Origin of the sequence: Acidovorax sp. FG27 (assembly GCF_040365715.1) — a bacterium.
Taxonomy (GTDB): Bacteria; Pseudomonadota; Gammaproteobacteria; order Burkholderiales; family Burkholderiaceae_C; genus Paracidovorax.
In genome coordinates this window covers 451285-469007 of record NZ_BAABVY010000009.1, presented here as the reverse complement: position 1 = coordinate 469007, position 17723 = coordinate 451285, and the positions used below count along the sequence as shown (strand labels likewise).

Annotated in this window: 18 protein-coding genes; 11 read left to right on the top strand and 7 right to left on the bottom strand. The window is 70.7% G+C overall.

Translation table 11 applies throughout. The features are described from left to right. Positions 1 to 5 precede the first annotated feature (5 nt). The 7 genes from ABWV53_RS09120 to ABWV53_RS09090 all read left to right on the top strand — a co-directional run bounded on the left by ABWV53_RS09120 (position 6) and on the right by ABWV53_RS09090 (position 6908). Entirely contained in the window at positions 6 to 1859 is a 1854-nt protein-coding gene (locus ABWV53_RS09120) for an acyl-CoA dehydrogenase (RefSeq protein WP_353365091.1), read from the top strand. Between the two features lie 141 nt (positions 1860 to 2000). After that, complete coding sequence (locus tag ABWV53_RS09115) at positions 2001 to 2792, top strand: SDR family oxidoreductase (protein WP_353365089.1); 792 nt, start codon at positions 2001 to 2003, stop codon at positions 2790 to 2792. A gap of 53 nt (positions 2793 to 2845) precedes the next feature. Then, the gene (locus ABWV53_RS09110; protein ID WP_353365087.1) at positions 2846 to 3277 is read left to right on the top strand and encodes a PaaI family thioesterase; all 432 of its coding nucleotides are present in this window, start codon (positions 2846 to 2848) and stop codon (positions 3275 to 3277) included. A gap of 116 nt (positions 3278 to 3393) precedes the next feature. Further along, positions 3394 to 4410: an NADP-dependent oxidoreductase gene (locus ABWV53_RS09105; protein ID WP_353365085.1), complete on the top strand. Its 1017-nt coding sequence runs from the start codon at positions 3394 to 3396 to the stop codon at positions 4408 to 4410. Further along, the gene (locus ABWV53_RS09100) at positions 4411 to 4869 is read left to right on the top strand and encodes a GNAT family N-acetyltransferase (RefSeq protein WP_353365083.1); all 459 of its coding nucleotides are present in this window, start codon (positions 4411 to 4413) and stop codon (positions 4867 to 4869) included. Positions 4870 to 4903: 34 nt separating this feature from the next. Then, positions 4904 to 5839 (top strand): glutathione S-transferase family protein, encoded by a 936-nt coding sequence (locus tag ABWV53_RS09095; RefSeq protein WP_353365081.1) that lies wholly within the window; start codon positions 4904 to 4906, stop codon positions 5837 to 5839. Between the two features lie 163 nt (positions 5840 to 6002). Further along, a complete protein-coding gene (locus tag ABWV53_RS09090; RefSeq protein WP_353365079.1) occupies positions 6003 to 6908 on the top strand; it encodes an SDR family oxidoreductase in 906 nt (301 codons plus the stop codon). Positions 6909 to 6916: 8 nt separating this feature from the next. On the opposite strand, the gene ABWV53_RS09085 is transcribed toward ABWV53_RS09090, so the two are convergent. The 3 genes from ABWV53_RS09085 to ABWV53_RS09075 form a co-directional block, all read right to left on the bottom strand. Next, entirely contained in the window at positions 6917 to 7330 is a 414-nt protein-coding gene (locus ABWV53_RS09085) for a DUF2306 domain-containing protein (protein WP_353365077.1), read from the bottom strand. A 230-nt stretch (positions 7331 to 7560) separates the two neighbouring features. After that, complete coding sequence (locus ABWV53_RS09080; RefSeq protein ID WP_353365075.1) at positions 7561 to 8295, bottom strand: ABC transporter substrate-binding protein; 735 nt, start codon at positions 8293 to 8295, stop codon at positions 7561 to 7563. 95 nt (positions 8296 to 8390) lie between these two features. Continuing rightward, a complete protein-coding gene (locus ABWV53_RS09075; protein ID WP_353365073.1) occupies positions 8391 to 8999 on the bottom strand; it encodes an Lcl C-terminal domain-containing protein in 609 nt (202 codons plus the stop codon). 146 nt (positions 9000 to 9145) lie between these two features. On the opposite strand from ABWV53_RS09075, the gene ABWV53_RS09070 reads away from it, so the two are divergent. After that, the gene (locus tag ABWV53_RS09070) at positions 9146 to 10330 is read left to right on the top strand and encodes an acetyltransferase domain-containing protein (RefSeq protein ID WP_353365071.1); all 1185 of its coding nucleotides are present in this window, start codon (positions 9146 to 9148) and stop codon (positions 10328 to 10330) included. A 56-nt stretch (positions 10331 to 10386) separates the two neighbouring features. On the opposite strand, the gene ABWV53_RS09065 is transcribed toward ABWV53_RS09070, so the two are convergent. Then, positions 10387 to 10602 (bottom strand): hypothetical protein, encoded by a 216-nt coding sequence (locus tag ABWV53_RS09065; RefSeq protein WP_353365069.1) that lies wholly within the window; start codon positions 10600 to 10602, stop codon positions 10387 to 10389. Between ABWV53_RS09065 and ABWV53_RS09060 the strand changes: the two genes are divergently transcribed. Further along, positions 10601 to 11815: a multidrug effflux MFS transporter gene (locus ABWV53_RS09060; protein WP_353365067.1), complete on the top strand. Its 1215-nt coding sequence runs from the start codon at positions 10601 to 10603 to the stop codon at positions 11813 to 11815. The two genes, ABWV53_RS09065 and ABWV53_RS09060, sit on opposite strands and share 2 nt — an antisense overlap. Before the next feature lie 5 nt (positions 11816 to 11820). Continuing rightward, positions 11821 to 13239, top strand: a complete 1419-nt coding sequence (locus tag ABWV53_RS09055) for an MFS transporter (protein ID WP_353365065.1) — start codon at positions 11821 to 11823, stop codon at positions 13237 to 13239. A 4-nt stretch (positions 13240 to 13243) separates the two neighbouring features. Here the strand turns inward: ABWV53_RS09055 and ABWV53_RS09050 are convergent, their stop codons facing one another. The 3 genes from ABWV53_RS09050 to ABWV53_RS09040 form a co-directional block, all read right to left on the bottom strand. Further along, positions 13244 to 14380, bottom strand: coding sequence for a DUF72 domain-containing protein (locus ABWV53_RS09050; protein WP_353365063.1), 1137 nt, complete (start codon positions 14378 to 14380; stop codon positions 13244 to 13246). Next, entirely contained in the window at positions 14377 to 14781 is a 405-nt protein-coding gene (locus ABWV53_RS09045) for a hypothetical protein (protein ID WP_353365061.1), read from the bottom strand. The genes ABWV53_RS09050 and ABWV53_RS09045 overlap by 4 nt, the downstream gene beginning before the upstream one ends. Before the next feature lie 107 nt (positions 14782 to 14888). After that, positions 14889 to 15152 (bottom strand): hypothetical protein, encoded by a 264-nt coding sequence (locus ABWV53_RS09040; RefSeq protein WP_353365059.1) that lies wholly within the window; start codon positions 15150 to 15152, stop codon positions 14889 to 14891. Positions 15153 to 15291: 139 nt separating this feature from the next. Here ABWV53_RS09040 and ABWV53_RS09035 point away from each other — a divergent pair, with 139 nt between their 5' ends. Continuing rightward, positions 15292 to 17646, top strand: coding sequence for a Tex family protein (locus ABWV53_RS09035; protein ID WP_353365057.1), 2355 nt, complete (start codon positions 15292 to 15294; stop codon positions 17644 to 17646). Positions 17647 to 17723 lie beyond the last annotated feature (77 nt).

The following is a 17723-nucleotide window of genomic DNA, read 5'->3' as shown; positions in this document are numbered from 1 at the left end:
CCCGCATGACCACCTCACTGCGCTCCACCCTCGACTTCCTGCTGCACGACTGGCTGCAGGCCGAAGCGCTCACGGCCCGCGAACGCTTCGCCGACCACGCGCGTGAGACCTTCGACGCCGTGCTGGACACCAGCGAGCGCATCGCCCGCGAGAAATTCGCGCCCTTCAACCGCCTGGTCGATACCGAGGAGCCGCGCACCGAAACCCAGCCCGGCGGCACGCTGCGCGTGGTGCTGCCGCAGGCCACGCACGATGCGCGCCGCGCCTATGCCGAATCGGGCCTGCTGAGCGCCGCGCAGGACTACGCCATCGGCGGCATGCAGCTGCCCTACACGGTGGAGGCGGCGGCCAACAGCTTCTTCGCGGCGGCCTCGGTCAGCATCGGCTCCAACCTGCTCACCTCGGGCAATGCCAACCTGCTGATGGCGCACGGCACGCCCCTGCAAAGGCAGGTGTTCGCGCAGAACGAATTCGACGGCCGCTGGGCCGGCACCATGTGCCTGTCGGAGCCGCAGGCGGGCTCGTCGCTGTCCGACGTGGCGACCCGCGCCGTGCCCGATGGCGAGGGCTTCGCGGGCGATGCGCTCGGAGCCCGCTACCGCCTCACGGGCAACAAGATGTGGATCAGCTCGGGCGACCACGAGATGACCGAGAACATCGTGCATCTGGTGCTGGCCAAGATCCCCGGGCCGGACGGCAAGCTGGTGCCGGGCGTGCGCGGCATCTCGCTCTTCATCGTGCCCAAGCAACTGGTGGATGAACGAGGCCAGTTGACCGGCGAGCGCAACGACGTGGCGCTGGCGGGCCTGAACCACAAGCTGGGCTGGCGCGGCACCACCAACACGCTGCTGAATTTCGGCGAAGGCACCTACCCGGTGCGCGGCGGCGCGGGCGCCATCGGCTACCTCGTCGGCCAGCCCGGCGAGGGGCTGAAATGCATGTTCCACATGATGAACGAGGCGCGTATCGGCATCGGCATGGCCGCCACCATGCTGGGCCTCGCCGGCTACTACGCCAGCCTGGACTATGCAAAGAGCCGCCCGCAGGGCAGGCCGGTGGGGAAGGGCGGCAAGGACGCCGCCGCGCCCCAGGTGCGCCTGATCGAGCATGCCGACATCAAGCGCATGCTGCTGGCGCAAAAGAGCTACGGCGAAGGCGCGCTGGCGCTCAACCTGTACTGCGCGCGGCTGGTGGACGAGCAGCACACGGGCGATGCCCAGGCGGCCGATGAAGCGCGCCTGCTGCTGGAGGTGCTGACGCCCATCGCCAAGAGCTGGCCCAGCGAATGGTGCCTGGAGGCCAACTCGCTCGCCATCCAGATCCACGGCGGCTACGGCTACACGCGCGACTTCCCCGTCGAGCAGTACTGGCGCGACAACCGCCTGAACATGATCCACGAAGGCACGCACGGCATCCAGGCCATGGACCTGCTGGGCCGCAAGGTGCTGATGGAAGGCGGCCGGGGCCTGATGCTGCTGGCCGGCCGCATCGACGCCACGGTGCAGCAGGCCATCCAGCAGCCCGCGCTGGCGGCCCATGCCAATGCCCTGGCCGGCGCGCTGGGCGAGGTCGGCGCGGCCACCAAGGCGGCCTGGGCCACCGGCGAGCCGGCCGACGCGCTGGCCAATGCCGTGCCCTACATGCAGGCCTTCGGCCACACCGTGCTGGCCTGGGTCTGGCTGGATTTGGCGCTGGCCACCCAGCGCACCGATGCTGCGCTTTCGATAGCGGCGAGCCAAGGCAGGATGGGCGCCATGCGCTATTTCTTCCATTACGAGCTGTCCAAGATCGGCGCCTGGCTGAACGTGGTGCGCCGGCGCGACACGACCTGCGCGGCACTGCCAGAAGACGCGTTCTGACCGGTTGCGGGCAGGGCCCGGCCCGCCGACCCTGATCCGGTCAACGGCGCGACACGCTGGCGCCGCCGTCGCGCCGCACAATGCCCCGCAGCCTGCCTTGCATCCGCAGCCACAGACCCCATTCCAAGGAGACCCATCGCCATGACCCGCACCGTCCAGCAACTCTTCGACCTCTCGGGCAAGACCGCCCTCGTCACCGGCGGCTCGCGCGGCCTGGGCCTGCAGATGGCCCACGCCCTGGGCGAAGCCGGCGCCCGCGTACTGATCACCTCGCGCAAGGCGGGCGACCTGGAAGAGGCCACCGCCACGCTGCAGGCGGCCGGCATCGACGCGCGCTGGGTCGCGGCCGATTGCGGCCAGGAGGCCGACATCCAGCGCCTGGCGTCCGAAACCCTGCAGCGCCTGGGCGACGTGGACATCCTGGTCAACAACGCCGGCGCCAGCTGGGGCGCGCCGGCCGAGGACCACCCCACCGCCGCGTGGGACAAGGTGATGAACCTCAACGTACGCGGCTACTTCCTGCTGTCGCAGGCCATCGCCAAGCAGAGCATGATCCCGCGCCGGCGCGGCCGCATCCTGAACGTGGCCTCCATCGCGGGGCTGGGGGGCAACCCTTCGGCGATGAAGACCATCGCCTACAACACGTCCAAGGGCGCGGTCATCAACTTCACCCGCGCGCTGGCGGCGGAGTGGGGCGAATACGGCATCACCGTGAACGCCATCTGCCCGGGCTTCTTCAAGACCAAGATGGCCACGGTGCTGATCGAGTCGCTGGGCGAAGACAAGATGGCCCAGCATGCGCCGCTGCGCCGCCTGGGCGACGACGAAGACCTGAAGGGCATCGCGCTGCTCTATGCCAGCGACGCGGGCAAGCACATCACCGGCCAGTGGATGGCGGTGGATGGCGGGGTGAGCGTGGTGACGGGCGGCTGAACTGCGGTACAACCACCGCACCTGCCTTTCGTTCAACGCCTGTGACTGCCTCCATGCTCCAAGACCTCCCTTCGCTCAGCTTCGGTGTCGAGATTCCCTTCGTGACCCACCTGGGTTTCACCCTGCACCGCATGGCGGACGGCGAATCGGAGCTGCGCTACGAGGCCGCGCCCGAGCACCTCAATTCCTTCGCCGTGACGCACGGCGGCGCGACCATGGCGCTGCTGGACGTGACCCTGGCCACCGCGGCGCGCAGCGTCACGCCGGACTTCGGCGTGGTCACCATCGAGATGAAGACGAGCTTCATGCAGCCGGCCGTGGGGCCGCTGGTGGCCAGGGGGCGCCTGCTGCATCGCACCCGCTCCATCGCCTTCGTCGAGGGCACCGTCTACGACGCCGAGGGGCGGGCCTGCAGCCATGCGACCGGCACCTTCAAGTACGTGAAGCGGGCGCCCGCCGAAGGCGCGGCCCTGTCCACCGACTGATCCGCGCAGGCCGGGGCTTCATCCCCACGGCTTGCAACTTATGCATCGAATCGTGCTGCAGCGCTTGATTTACCGGCGCATGCAGCTATCGTAACAATAGCAAAGGAGACTTCCGCATGCCACGCAACCAACAGGTCCTGCTCGACAACCGCCCGCAGGGCGAAGCCACCACGGCCAACTTCAAGCTCGTCACCACCGACACCCCGGCGCTCAAGGACGGCGAGGTGCTGGTGCGCCATCACTATCTCAGCCTCGACCCGTACATGCGCGGCCGCATGAACGAAAGCAAGAGCTACGCGGCCAGCCAGCCGCTGGGCGAACCCATGATCGGCGGCACGGTGGGCGAGGTGGTGGAAAGCCGCCACCCCAAGTACGCCGTGGGCGACAAGGTGGTCGGCATGGGCGGCTGGCAGGAGTACAGCGTGGCCGACGGCAATGCGCCCGGCATGCTGCGCAAGGTCGACACCACCCATGTGCCCCTGTCGCACTATCTCGGCGCCGTGGGCATGCCCGGCGTGACGGCCTGGTACGGCCTGGTCAAGATCATCGAACCCAAGGCGGGCGAGACGGTGGTGGTGAGCGCCGCCACGGGCGCGGTGGGCAGCGCCTTCGCGGCCCTGGCCAAGGCGCGCGGCTGCCGCGTGGTGGGCATCGCGGGCGGCCCCGAGAAGTGCCGCTACGCCACTGAAGAGCTGGGCTTCGACGTGTGCATCGACCACCGCGAACATGGCGACCTGAAGGCCATGTCCAGGGCGCTGAAGGAAGCCTGCCCGAACGGCATCGACGGCTACTTCGAGAACGTGGGCGGCTACATCCTCGACGCCGTGCTGCTGCGCGCCAACGCCTTCGCGCGCGTGGCGGTGTGCGGCATGATCGCCGGCTACGACGGCCAGCCGCTGCCGCTGCAGAACCCGGCGCTCATCCTCATCAACCGCATGAAGGTGCAGGGCTTCATCGTCAGCGAACACATGGAAGTCTGGCCCGAGGCGCTGAAGGAACTGGGCGGGCTGGTCGCCGCGGGCAAGCTGCGCCCGCGCGAGACCATCGCCGAAGGGCTGGCCGCCGCGCCCGAGGCCTTCCTGGGCCTGCTCAAGGGCAGGAACTTCGGCAAGCAACTGGTCAAGCTGGTCTGAATGACGCCATTGCATTGGACCTGGGCCCGGTTCGACGACCTGGGGGTGCACGCGCTGCACGATGCCCTGGCGCTGCGCTGCCGCGTGTTCATCCTGGAGCAGGGGCCCTACCAGGACCCGGATGACGCCGACAAGACCGCCTGGCACCTGCTGGGCCGTGCCGCGCCGGGCGGCCCGCTGCTGGCCACCCTGCGGGTGGTGGACCCGGGCGTGAACTACCCCGAGCCCTCCATCGGCCGCGTGGTGGCGGCGCCCGAGGCGCGCGGCACCGGTGCCGGCCGGGCGCTGGTGGCCGAGGGCCTGGCGCGCTGCCGGCAGGCCTGGCCCGGGCAGGCGGTGCGCATCAGCGCGCAGGCGCACCTGCAGCGCTTCTATGCCGAGCACGGCTTCGCCACCGTCTCGTCCGAGTACCTGGAAGACGGCATTCCCCACGTCGAGATGCTCTGTGCCCCCGCGTGAAGGCCGGGGCGCCACAAGGAAAAGGAGAGTCCCCATGACCACCGAACTGATCCTGCACCACTACCCCTCGTCGCCGTTCTCCGAGAAGATCCGACTCGCGCTGGGCATGAAGCAGCTGCCCTGGAAGTCCGTCATCGTGCCCAGCGTCGCACCCAAGCCCGACGTGGTCGCGCTCACCGGCGGCTACCGCCGCACGCCCTTCCTGCAGGTGGGGGCCGACATCTATTGCGACACGGCGCTGATCTGCGACGTGCTGGAGCACGCCCAGCCCGAGCCGCCGCTGCACCCACCGCACCTGAAGGGCGTGGCCCGGGTCTTCGCGCAGTGGGCCGACACCACGCTCTTCTGGGCCGCCATGGCCTACAACCTGCAGCCCCGGGGCGCCAGCGTGCTGTTCGCCAACCTGCCGCAGGCCGCGCAGCAGGCCTTCGTGGCCGACCGGCGCGCCATGAACGGCGGCATGCAGCGGCTGGACCCCCGCGACGCGACGGCGGCCTACCGCTCGTACCTGCGCCGCATCGCCCACATGGCCGAAGAGCACGACTTCCTCTTCGGCGCCGAGCCCTGCGTGGCCGACCTGGCCGCCTACCACCCGCTCTGGTTCACGCGCCAGTGCGTGCCGGTCATGGCCGACATCTTCACGGCCACGCCCGCCGTCACCGAGTGGATGGACCGCGTCGCCGCGCTGGGCCATGGACGCATGGAGAAGTTCGACGCCGAGAGCGCCATCGCGGTGGCGGCCCGCTCCGAGCCGCTGCCGCTGGTGGGCGACGTCTTCCAGGACGAGCACGGCATTGCGCTGGGCAGCGAGGTCACCATCACGGCCGAGACCTTCGGCCCCGAGCCCACGCCTGGCACGCTGGTCGCCGCCACCCGCACCCGCTACACCCTGCGCCGCACCGACCCGCGCGCCGGTACGGTGCACGTGCATTTCCCGCGCATCGGCTATGCCTTGAAGCGATCCCCCTGAGGCGCTGCGCGCCTTCCCCCTTCTCTCGTTCCGCTGCGCGGTCCGGGAAGGGGGACGACGCCAGCGGTTTGGCGAAGCCAGTCCCGCGGCGTCTGCTGGCTTACGCCGCGATGAGGCATACCCCGCCGACCGATTCACGCAAAACATACGCAGGAGACAAAAGATGATCGAAGACTTCCACGGCAAGACCGCCGTCATCACCGGCGCGGGTTCCGGCTTCGGGCTGGAGTGCGCGCGCATCGGCGCCCGGCGCGGCATGCGCCTGGTGCTGGTTGACGTCCAGCAGAACGCGCTGGACGCCGCCGCCGCCGAGCTGCAGGCGGCCGGCGCCCAGGTGCTGGCGCGGCGCGTGGACGTGTCGGACGCGGCGCAGATGGAGGCGCTGGCCGCCGCCGTGCAGGAGCGCTTCGGCGCGCCGCACCTGGTCTTCAACAACGCCGGCGTGGGCTCGGGCGGCCTGCTGTGGGAAAGCAGCGTGGCCGACTGGGAGTGGGTGTTGGGCGTGAACCTCTGGGGCGTGGTGCACGGCGTGCGCCTCTTCACGCCGATGATGCTGGAAGCCGCCGCGAAGGACCCGACCTGGCGCGGCCACATCGTCAACACCGCCAGCATGGCCGGCCTGCTGAACCCGCCCAACATGGGCATCTACAACGTCAGCAAGCACGCGGTGGTGAGCCTGAGCGAGACGCTCTACCAGGACCTGTCGCTGGTCAGCGACCAGATCGGCGCCAGCGTGCTGTGCCCGTACTTCGTGGCGACGGGCATCAACGCCAGCGAACGCAACCGGCCCGGCGCGCTGGCGGCGGGGCAGCCCACCCGGAGCCAGCTGATCGGCCAGGCCATGATCGGCAAGGCCGTGAGCAGCGGCAAGGTGCAGGCCGCCGACGTGGCGGCCAAGGTGTTCGAGGCCGTCGCCGCCAACCAGTTCTACATCTACAGCCACCCGAAGGCGCTGGGCCCCGTGCAGACCCGGCTGGAAGACGTGATGCAGCAGCGCAACCCGACCGATGCCTTCGCCGACAAGCCGGAGCTCGGCGCGCAGCTGCGGTCGCAACTGCGCGGAGCCTGAGTCCTCGCCTACAGCCAGCCCAGCCAGGTGCCCCAGACCCACTGACCCATCGCCCGCTGGGGCAGCAGGGTGAAAAGCCCGGTGACGATGCAGGCCCCGATGTAGAGCCGTTGCATGCAGCGTCGGTGCCGGGGGATGTCGCCTCGTGCCAGGGCCCGGAACGCGGCGAACAGGTATGCCGCCGTGACCACGATGAGCAGATGGATCGGGGTGAACCCTGCGACGTTGGGCAGGCCGAAGTCGCGAATGAAGAGGGCCGATGTGGCGGTGATGACCATGAGCATGACCCACGCACGGCCGAACACCCGGTGCAGTCGCGGACGGGTGATGCGCCCATGGCGCGCCCAGAGGGCCACCGGCCCGGTAAGCACGGCCAGGAAGGCAGCGCTCGCGTGAAGGGCGATGAGCGGAGTGAATTGCATGGCGGCCTCAACTTGCTGGTGCACGCAATGTGCCTGCTGCCAGCGCGGGCCGCCGCGCGCTTGCGACGGGGTGCGTCTGCCGCGCCGCGAGCGGTGCGATGGCGGCGCGAACTGCGGCCGGTGGGCAGTGCCGCGTGGTGCGCAGCTCAGTCAACGCGTGTCTGCGTACTGACGGCCGCCGCCGTGCTCCGCCGGGTGCCGAAGTGGCCAGACTTCGGCCGCCGCCGAGTTCAACCGGCCGGGGGCGCCACCGACGCGCCTGCGATGCCGTGCCGCGCCAGCGCCTCGGCCACGAAGCCGCTGGCCTTGGCCTCTTCCACGAACGCGGCGAGCGCCTGCGCGGCTTGCGAACCCCGCGACTTGGGCACGCCCATGGCCTGCTGGATCACCATGAACCGGCCCGGCAGCAGGCGCAGCCCGGGGTGGCGGGCCGCATCGGCCTGCAGCTGCTGGCGCACGCCGGCCGCGACGTTGGCCCGTTCGGCCAGGAAGGTGGGCACCACCTCGGGCGACGTGGGCGCGCGCACCAGCTCGGCATGGCGGATCTCGCGGGAGAGGTGCAGGTCGTAGGCACTCCCGCGGCCCACCACCAGGCGGTGGCCGGGCGCATCCACCTCGGCGTTGTCCCGCAGCGGGGAATCCTCGCGCACCAGGTAGCTGCCTTCGATCAGCACATAGGGCGCCGAAAACGCGATGCCCGCGCCCCGCACCGGGTCCACCGCGAAGAAGCCGAAGTCGGCCCGCTCGGCTGTCACCGCCTCGACCGACTTGCCGGCGGCATCGAACACGCACAGCTGCAGGGGCACGTCCAGCTGGTCGGCCAGGCGCCGCGCCAGATCGACCGAGACGCCTTCGGCGCCGCCGTCACCGGCGGGCCGCGCCAGGATGGGGTTGCCGGTGTTGATCGCGGCACGCAGGGCGCCCGCGGGGGCCAGAACGGATTGGAGAGCGCTGGTAAGGGGCATGGAGCATCAGGCTTGAACGGCCTGCCGATGGGTGGGAGGGTGAGGCGGACAGTATCGACCGGCGGGCTCGGAAAAGCGAGCGGCGGCGCCGACGCTCACGGCAGCGGCCGCACGAGCCGGACCGGCAGCCGTGTGCCCTTGCCGACATTGCCGCGCGCCTCGCCGGTTTCCATGTCCACGGCCCAGCCCTGCTGGGCCTGCAGCCCGCTTTCGCCGCTGCCGCCACGCGCCACGTTGCCATAGTTGTAGGGGTTCACGGTGGCGGTGTTCACGCTGGCCGTGCCCGTCCAGTGCCACTGCATCGGCGTGGCCGGGAACAGGATGGGATCGACGATGGGCGGCTGGCGCGTGCGATCGACCAGCCGGCGCAGCTCGGGCACGCGCGGCAGGCGCCAGTTCACGCCCTCGGCCTGCCAGCGCGACCGGGCCAGCGCCTGGGCCTCGGAGTAGGTGAAAAGGCGTGGCTCGCCGGCGCAGGCGCGGCCCGTCCATTGCATGCCCTCCACGCACCGGGGCCAGGCGAGCCGGGCGCGCTCGTCCAGCACATAGGTGCCGTCGGCGGATGCGGCCAGTGAAGGCCTGGCTGCGGCCGCGCCGGCCTCGGCAGCGGCCCGGGCGACGAGGCCGCCGAAGGCCAGAACGGCGGCCAGCGCGAGCCGTGTGGCGGCAGTGCCGGGGAAGAAGGGAGGGGCAGTGCGGGGCATGGCGCCTGCATTCTCGCGCAAGCCCCCACGCGGAGGGGCGCCGGGCGCGGGGCCCTGCGGCAGCCGTCACAATCTCGTCCCCATCGATTCACCGGCCAGTGGGCTTCCGCCCGCCCGTTCGCTCGCTCGCTTGCTCGTTTTGTGCCATGTCTTCCGCCTTGCCCGCTTCCAGCCCTCCACCGTCCGCGCAGCGCCTCGTGTCCATCGACGCGCTGCGTGGCCTTGTGATCGTCTTCATGCTGCTGGACCATGTGCGTGAGACGTTCTTCATGCACCACCAGGTGGCCGATCCGATGGCGGTGGCCACCACGCTGCCCGAGCTGTTCGGCAACCGGCTGCTGGCCCACCTGTGCGCGCCGGTGTTCGTGTTCCTCACGGGGCTCTCGGCCTTCCTCTACGGCGCCCGCCAGCCGGACGGCCGCGCCGCCACGGCGGCCTTCCTGGCCAAGCGGGGCCTGTTCCTGGTGCTGCTGGAGCTGACGCTGGTGAACTTCGCCTGGACCTTCCAGCTGCCGCCGCAGGTGCTGTATCTGCAGGTGATCTGGGTCATCGGCCTCAGCATGCTGGCGCTGGCCGGTCTGCTGTGGCTGCCGCGCCCGGCGCTGGTGATGGTGGGCGTTGCCATCGTGGCCGGCCACAACCTGCTCGACGGGCTGCACTTTCCGCCGGGCGACGCGATGCATGTGCCCTGGGCGGCGCTGCACGACCGGGGCTGGCTGTCCCTGGGCGGCGAGGGGGCCCTGCGCATCCGCACTTCGTACCCGCTGCTGCCATGGATCGGCGTGATCGCGCTCGGCTATGCGGCCGGCCCCTGGTTCGCGGCGCACGCCGATCCGGCGGCGCGCCGGCGACGCCTTGCGGGCTGGGGCCTCGCGCTGCTGGCGGGCTTCGTGGTGCTGCGCGCGCTGAACGGGTATGGCGACCATCCATGGGTGGTGGGCGAATCCATGCTGCGCACGGCGATGGGTTTCTTCAACGTCACCAAGTACCCGCCCTCGCTGCTCTATGTGGCGCTGACGCTGGGTGTCGGCCTGCTGCTGCTCGGCGGGTTCGAGCGGCTCGACCCCCGGGGCCCGTTCGTGCGGGTGCTGACGGTGTACGGCGCCGCACCCATGTTCTTCTACCTGCTGCACCTGTACGTGCTCAGGTGCCTCTACCTCGCGGCCCTGGCGGTGTGGGGGCCCAACCAGGGGACGTACTTCGGTTTCGACAGCGTGGCCGCCATCTGGCTGGCCTCGCTGGCGCTGGCGGCGGCGCTGTTCTGGCCGGTGCGGGCGTTCGGGCGGTTCAAGGCCCGCCGCAAGGACATTGCCTGGCTGAAGTATTTCTGATCGGACCGGGGGGTGCCCGGTGCGCAACGGCATCCACGATGCTATTGTTTTGATAGCTATACCCGCTGGTGGATAAAGCGCCAGCGGCCTGAAATGCTTGCAGTCTTGACCCCACGCAGGCGCGCGGCGGCGCGGTTGGCGACAATCGCCCGGATGCGTTCTCCGTCCGATCCTTCCTCCTCCCGTTCCGCGTCTTCCGCCGTTCCCGCCGCTTCCACCGACGGCGCCGTGTCTTCCGAGTCCGCCTCCATCACCACGGCCACCGGGCCCATGCCCCATTTCGTCGGGCTCGCGCTGGTGCTGGGCCTGCTCTCGGCCATCGGCCCGTTTGCCATCGACATGTACCTGCCGGCCTTGCCCGACATCGGCGCCAGCCTGCGCGCCGACGTGGGCGCCGTGCAGTGGAGCCTGACGGCCTTCTTCGTGGCGCTGGGCGTGGGGCAGCTCATCTACGGCCCCGTGTCCGACCGGGTGGGCCGCAAGCCGCCGCTCTACGTGGGGCTGTCGCTGTTCGCCGTCACCAGCGTGGGCTGCGCCCTGGCCACCGACATCCACACGCTGATCGCGCTGCGCTTCATGCAGGGCCTGGGCGCGGCGGCTGGCATGGCCATTCCCCGCGCCGTGGTGCGCGACCTGCACACCGGCACCGAGGCCGCGCGGCTGATGTCGCTGCTGATGCTGGTGTTCAGCGTGTCGCCGCTGCTGGCGCCGCTCGCGGGCAGCGGCGTGATCGCGCTCGCCGGCTGGCGCGGCGTGTTCTGGGCCGTGGCGCTGGCGGCGGTGGCCGGCCTCGCCCTGGTGCATCGCTCGCTCGAGGAGACGCTGCCGCCGCAGCGCCGGGCGCGGGGCGCCGAGGCCTCCTGGGGCCGGGCGCTGGCCGCCTACGGGGTGCTGCTGCGCGACGGCCACTACCTGGGCCTGGTGCTGATCGGGGGCTGCTCCATGGCGGGCTTCTTCGTCTATCTGGCCGGCTCGCCCTTCGTGCTCATCAACCACTACGGGCTGTCTTCGGTGCAGTACAGCCTGGCGTTCTCGGTCAACGCGGCGGCCTTCTTCGCGGCCGCGCAGTTCACTGCCCGGCTGGGCCGGCGCTTCGGCCTGGTGCGGGTGGTGAAGGCGGCGGTCACCGTGGCCGCCGCCGTCATGGTCGTCATGCTCGGCTACTACGCGGCGGGCGGCGACCGGCTGGCGGTGCTGCTGGGCCTTTACTTCCTGGCCAGCGCCGCGATGGGGCTGGTGATCCCGACCACCTCGGTGCTGGCGCTGGAGGAGCATGGCGCCATCGCCGGCACCGCGTCGGCCCTGCTGGGCACGCTGCAGATGCTGGTGGGCGCTGCGGCGATGGGGGTGGTGGGCGTCTTCGCCACCGGCAAGCCCTTGCCGATGGTCATCGGCATGACGTCCGGCGCGCTGGTCGGCTTCGCGCTCACCTGGATCACGCTGGGCGGCAAGCGCGCGCACCGCGTGGGCGGGGCCGTCCATTGACGGCGATGCCCCCGCCAGAACATTCAGCCCCCGACGGCCTGCCGCAGCCGGCGCGCGCGCAGGCGATGTTCGTCATCATCCTGGGGCTGACGCTGGCGGTGCTCGACAGCAGCATCGTCAACCTGGCCCTGCCCGGCATCGCCCGCGAGCTGAACGCCAACGCCTCGCAGGCCATCTGGGTGGTCAATGCCTACCAGATCGCCGCGCTGGTGCTGCTGCTGCCGCTGGCGGCGCTGGGCGACCGGCTCGGCTACCGGCGCGTGTACCTGGTCGGCATGGCGGTCTTCGTGCTGGCGTCGGTGGGCGCGATGGTGGCTTCGTCGCTCTCCGCGCTGATCGCGGCGCGAGCGCTGCAGGGCGCGGGCGCGGCGGGTGTCATGAGCGTGAACGCGGCGCTGGTGCGGCTCATCTACCCGCGGTCGGTGCTGGGGCGGGGCGTGGCGCTCAATTCGCTGGTGGTGGCCGGCGCCACCATGGCCGGGCCCTCGGTCGCGGCCGCCATCCTCTCGGTCGCCACCTGGCCCTGGCTGTTCGCGCTGAACCTGCCGCTGGGCGCTTTCACGCTCTGGCGAGGCCGGCGCGCGCTGCCGGGCAACCCGCGCAACTCGGCCGGGGCGGGTGGCCCGCCCATCTCGGCGGTGGACGTGGTGCTCAACATCGCCATGTTCACGTTGATCTTCATCGGCGGCGAACGCCTGGGCGTGCGGGCCGATGCGGCCCAGGGGGCCGGCGGCGCGGGCCTCTCCGGCTGGCTGCTGCTGGCGGCCGGCCTGGCGGTCGGCGCGATCTTCCTGCGGCGGCAGTGGCGCCTGCAGGCGCCGCTCTTTCCGGTCGACCTGCTGCGCATTCCGGTGTTCGCGCTCTCCATGGGGTCGTCCGTGAGCGCCTTCTGCGCGCAGATGCTCGCCTTCCTCGCGCTGCCCTTTTTGCTGCTGGAAGTGCATGGCCGCTCGCACATCGAGGCCGGCCTGCTCATCACCGTCTGGCCGCTGGCCATCGTGCTGGTCGCGCCGGTGGCCGGCCGCCTCATCGGCCGCTACGCCGACGGCGCGCTGGGCGGCGCCGGCATGGCCATCTTCGCCGCCGGGCTGCTGGCCCTGGCGTTTTTGCCCGTGCATGCCGCCAGCGCCGACATCGCCTGGCGCATGGCACTGTGCGGCGCGGGCTTTGCCCTCTTCCAGTCGCCCAACAACCACACCATCGTGACCACGGCGCCCCTGCACCGCAGCGGGGCGGCCAGCGGCATGCTGGGCACGGCGCGCCTGACCGGCCAAACCCTGGGCGCGGTACTGCTGGCCGGCATCTACGCCGTCTGGCACCAGCACGACGGCCGGGCGGAATCCATCGCCATGCTGCTGGCCGCCGGCAGCGCGGGTGTGGCGGGCGTGTGCAGCTCGCTGCGGGTGGGGCGCTCCCGCAACTGATGCTTCAGCCGGTGGGCGGGTTGCTCAGGGTCGACTCGACCTCAGCCACGATCCGCTGTGCCAGCGTGCGAATGGTGAGCGGCGCGCAGCCCTCCGCGTGGTTGCTCACGGTGACGTACGCGTTCTGCCCGCGCCCGGTGGTGCCGGCGATGACGCGGGCCAGCCCGGCATGCAGGTCAGGGTCCGGGTGGTGGATGCGGTCGAACGGCTCATAGCGCTTTTCGGCGTCTTCATAGCCATACATGCCGTGCACCGGGTTCAGGTTCCAGCGGCAGACCAGGGGGCCGGGCCACAGCAGGCGCAGCAGCGGCAACTGGTCTTCGAGGGCGGGCATGCGGGCATGCAGGCCCAGGCAATAGGTGGCGCGGCTGGCACGCAGCACCTCGGCCAGCCGGGGCAGCACCTCGGGCGCCAGCCATTCGGGGTCGCGCACTTCCACGGCCAGCACCGCGTCCGGGGCGGTGGCCTGCAGCGGCGGCTGGGCGCGCAGCATCGCACCCAGCCGATCCAGCACCTCGGGGAGCCGGTGCAGCAGCGTCTGCGGCAGCGGGCTGAGCTGGAACACGAGGGCCCCGGCCCGCTCGCCCAGGCCCTCCAGCACCGGCTGCACGAATTCCTGCAGTGCCAGCTCGGGGCTGAGGAAGGCGCTGTTGGCCTGCTTGCCGCGTCCGTCCTCGCTGCGCACCAGGGCATCGGTCACCAGGCTGGGCGCCTTGACGACGAAGCGGAAGTCCGCCGGCACCTGGCCGGCGTAGCGGGCGTACTGTTCGGCGGTCAGCGGCCGATAGAAGCTGCGGTCGATGCTGACGGTGCGCAGCAAGGGGTGCTGCGCGTAGACCGCCAGGCCCTGTTTGGACAGCAGGGCCTGCGAGTGCTCGCCTTCCCAGACCAGTCCCTTCCAGCCCGGATAGGTCCAGGACGACGTGCCCAGCCGCACGCGGGGCGGCAGCGCCGCGCCCAGGGCGTGCAGCGCTTCGTCCCATTCGGCCGGCCGCACGCCCGCCGATCGGCGCGGGGCGGGCGGGGTGGCAGGTTCGGCAGCCGCCTCGGGCACGGCCGGGGCAGTCGGCGCGGGCGGCGCGGCCGGCCAGTCGCCGAAAAGATCGTCCTGCGGAGCGTCGGGCGGGGGTGTTGCGGTCACGCGCTTGCGAACAGTCCGTCTTCGTCCAGCAGGTCCCAGGCAATCTGCGGCCGCTGGTCCATGCTCTTCTTGATGGCGGCGGGAATGGCCTGGCGGGTCTTGCGGCACAGGCCCGGCTGCTCGTGCACGAGGATGGTGATGCCGCGCAGGGTGCGGACTTCGTTCGCGCCGGCGGCGATCGACAGGCGCACGCCCAGTTGCTCGAACAGGCGCGACTCCATGCGGCGCAGGTCTGCCAGGTCGGCCAGGTTCTCGAGCCGGTGCAGCAGCCGCTTTTCTTCGTCCCGGGTGAGCCGCAGGATACGCACGTCGCCGCCCGGCTGCGCGATCAGCGCGTCCCGCCCGCACACGCACGCGCCGGGCGGGCATTCGGTGCGAACGGGAAAGGGCAGGGGCGTCATCTGGAAAAGGAAAATGGGGCGCGACCCCAGGGGAGCCGCGCCCGCATTCTAGAAACGATCCGGCCCGATGGGCGAGGGCAGGGCGGCGTGAAGCCGCCGGCCGCCGCTCAACCCGCGTTCTTGAGCGACTTCTTCGCCTTGTTGGCAGAGTGTTCCGAGCGCTTCTTGTGATAACTGGCCTTGGTGTTGTTCACCGCCTTGCCGACCGGGCCGCTCTTCTGGGCCTCGTTCTCGGCACGCTTTTGTTCGATCTTGTGTTCCGCCGAGTCGCTGGCCTCGGCAGCCGCCTTGCCGACCTGGGCGTTGGCGGTGCCGGCGGCAGCCAGGAGCGACAGCGACGCGGCGATGGCGAGCAAAGTCTTGTGTTGCATGGAGCGCCTTTCTGGAGTGGGTTGTAGTTTGCACATCGTTGCAGTTGCGCCAGGGCGGCGGTGTCGGCCGAGGCCGAATCGGCCGTAGGCGCTATGGCAAACTGCCCGGTTCGTTTTTCGTCTCATTCATCGGCAGAACATGCAGCAGATCATCCGGCAGTTGGCGGCAGAAATCAGGGTCAGTGAACAACAGGTGCGTTCGGCGGTGGAGTTGCTGGACGGTGGCGCCACGGTGCCGTTCATCGCGCGCTATCGCAAGGAAGTGACCGGCGGGCTGGACGACATCCAGCTGCGCGAGCTGGAAGCGCGCCTTTCTTACCTGCGCGAGCTGGAAGACCGCCGCGCCGCCGTGCTCAAGGCCATCGACGAGCAGGGCAAGCTGACAGACGCGCTGCGCGCTTCAATAGCCGCCGCGCCGACCAAGCAGGAGCTGGAAGACATCTACCTGCCCTTCAAGCAGAAGCGCCGCACCAAGGGCCAGATCGCCCGCGAATTCGGCATCGAGCCGCTGGCCGACAAGCTCTTCGCAGACCCCACGCTGAACCCGGCCGCCGAGGCCGCGGCCTTCACCCGCCCGCCCGAGGTGCTGGACGACGGCAAGCCCGGCGCCGACTTCTCCACCGTGCCCGCGGTGCTGGACGGCGTGCGCGACATCCTGTCCGAGCGCTGGGCCGAGGATCCGGCGCTGGTGCAGTCGCTGCGCGAATGGCTCTGGGCCGAGGGCCTGCTGCGCAGCAAGAAGGTCGATGGCAAGAACGAGACCGACCCCGAGGTCGCCAAGTTCCGCGACTACTTCGAATACGACGAGCCCATCGGCCGGGTGCCGTCGCACCGCGCGCTGGCGGTGTTCCGGGGCCGGGCGCTGGAAATTCTCGAAGCGAAACTGGTGCTGCCGGTGGAGCCCGAGCCCGGCAAGCCCAGCATCGCCGAAGGCAAGATCGCCCTGCACCTGGGCTGGAGCCATGCCGGCCGCGCCGCCGACGACCTGCTGCGCAAATGCGTGGGCTGGACCTGGCGCGTGAAGCTCAGCCTCTCCACCGAGCGCGACCTGTTCGCCCGCCTGCGGGAAGAGGCCGAGAAGGTGGCCATCAAGGTCTTTGCCGACAACCTGCGCGACCTGCTGCTGGCCGCGCCGGCCGGCTCGCGCGTGGTGATGGGGCTGGACCCGGGCATCCGCACCGGCGTGAAGGTGGCGGTGGTGGACGCCACCGGCAAGCTGGTCGAGACGGCCACCGTCTATCCGCACGAGCCGCGCCGCGACTGGGAAGGCTCCCTGCACACGCTGGCCAAGCTGGCGGACAAGCATGGCGTGAACCTGATCGCCATCGGCAACGGCACGGCCAGCCGCGAGACCGACAAGCTGGCCGCCGACCTGATCAAACTCGCCGCCAAGGCGGAGCGTGTGATCGAGAAGGTGGTGGTGAGCGAGGCCGGCGCATCGGTCTATTCGGCCAGCGAATACGCCAGCCAGGAAATGCCCGACGTGGACGTGAGCCTGCGCGGCGCGGCGTCCATCGCCCGGCGGCTTCAGGACCCGCTGGCCGAGCTGGTGAAGATCGACCCCAAGAGCATCGGCGTGGGCCAGTACCAGCACGACGTGAACCAGAGCGAGCTGGCGCGCACCCTCGGCACCGTGGTGGAAGACTGCGTGAACTCGGTCGGCGTGGACCTGAACACGGCCAGCGTGCCGCTGCTCTCGCGCGTCTCGGGCCTGTCGGGCAGCGTGGCCAAGGCCGTGGTGCGCTGGCGCGAGGCCAACGGCGCGTTCAGGAGCCGCCGGCAGCTGATGGAGGTGAGCGGCCTGGGCGCCAAGACCTTCGAGCAGAGCGCGGGCTTCCTGCGCATCCGGGGCGGCGACAACCCGCTGGACATGACCGGCGTGCACCCCGAGACCTATCCGGTGGTCGAGCAGATCATGGAAAAGACCGGCAAGCCGGTGGCCGAGCTGATGGGCCGGGCGGACATGCTCAAGACCCTGAAGCCCGAACTCTTCGCCAACGACAGGTTCGGCGTCATCACCGTCAAGGACATCCTGGGCGAGCTGGAAAAGCCCGGCCGCGACCCGCGCCCCGACTTCAAGGTGGCGCGCTTCAACGACGGCGTGGAAGACATCAGCGACCTGAAGGAAGGCATGGTGCTCGAGGGCACGGTGAGCAACGTGGCCCAGTTCGGCGCGTTCATCGACCTGGGCGTGCACCAGGACGGCCTGGTGCACGTGAGCCAGCTCAGCCACAAGTTCGTCAGCGATGCGCGGGAGGTGGTGAAGACCGGCGACATCGTGAAGGTGAAGGTGATGGAGGTCGACGTCCTGCGCAAGCGCATCGGCCTGTCGATGAAGCTGGACGCCGCGCCCCCGCGGCGCGACGGCCCACGGGACAACCGCTTCGAGGGCGCCGGCCGCGGGCACCAGCAGGCGCCGCGCCGCCATGCCGAGCCGGCGGGGCAGTCGGCCATGGCCTCGGCCTTCGCCAAGCTGCAGCAGGGCAAGCGCTGAGCAGCGGCTGCCGCCCATTCCGCGGGCCGCGCCCGGCCGGCGGCAGCTTGCTCGGATAATCGGCGCTCCACCGCCCG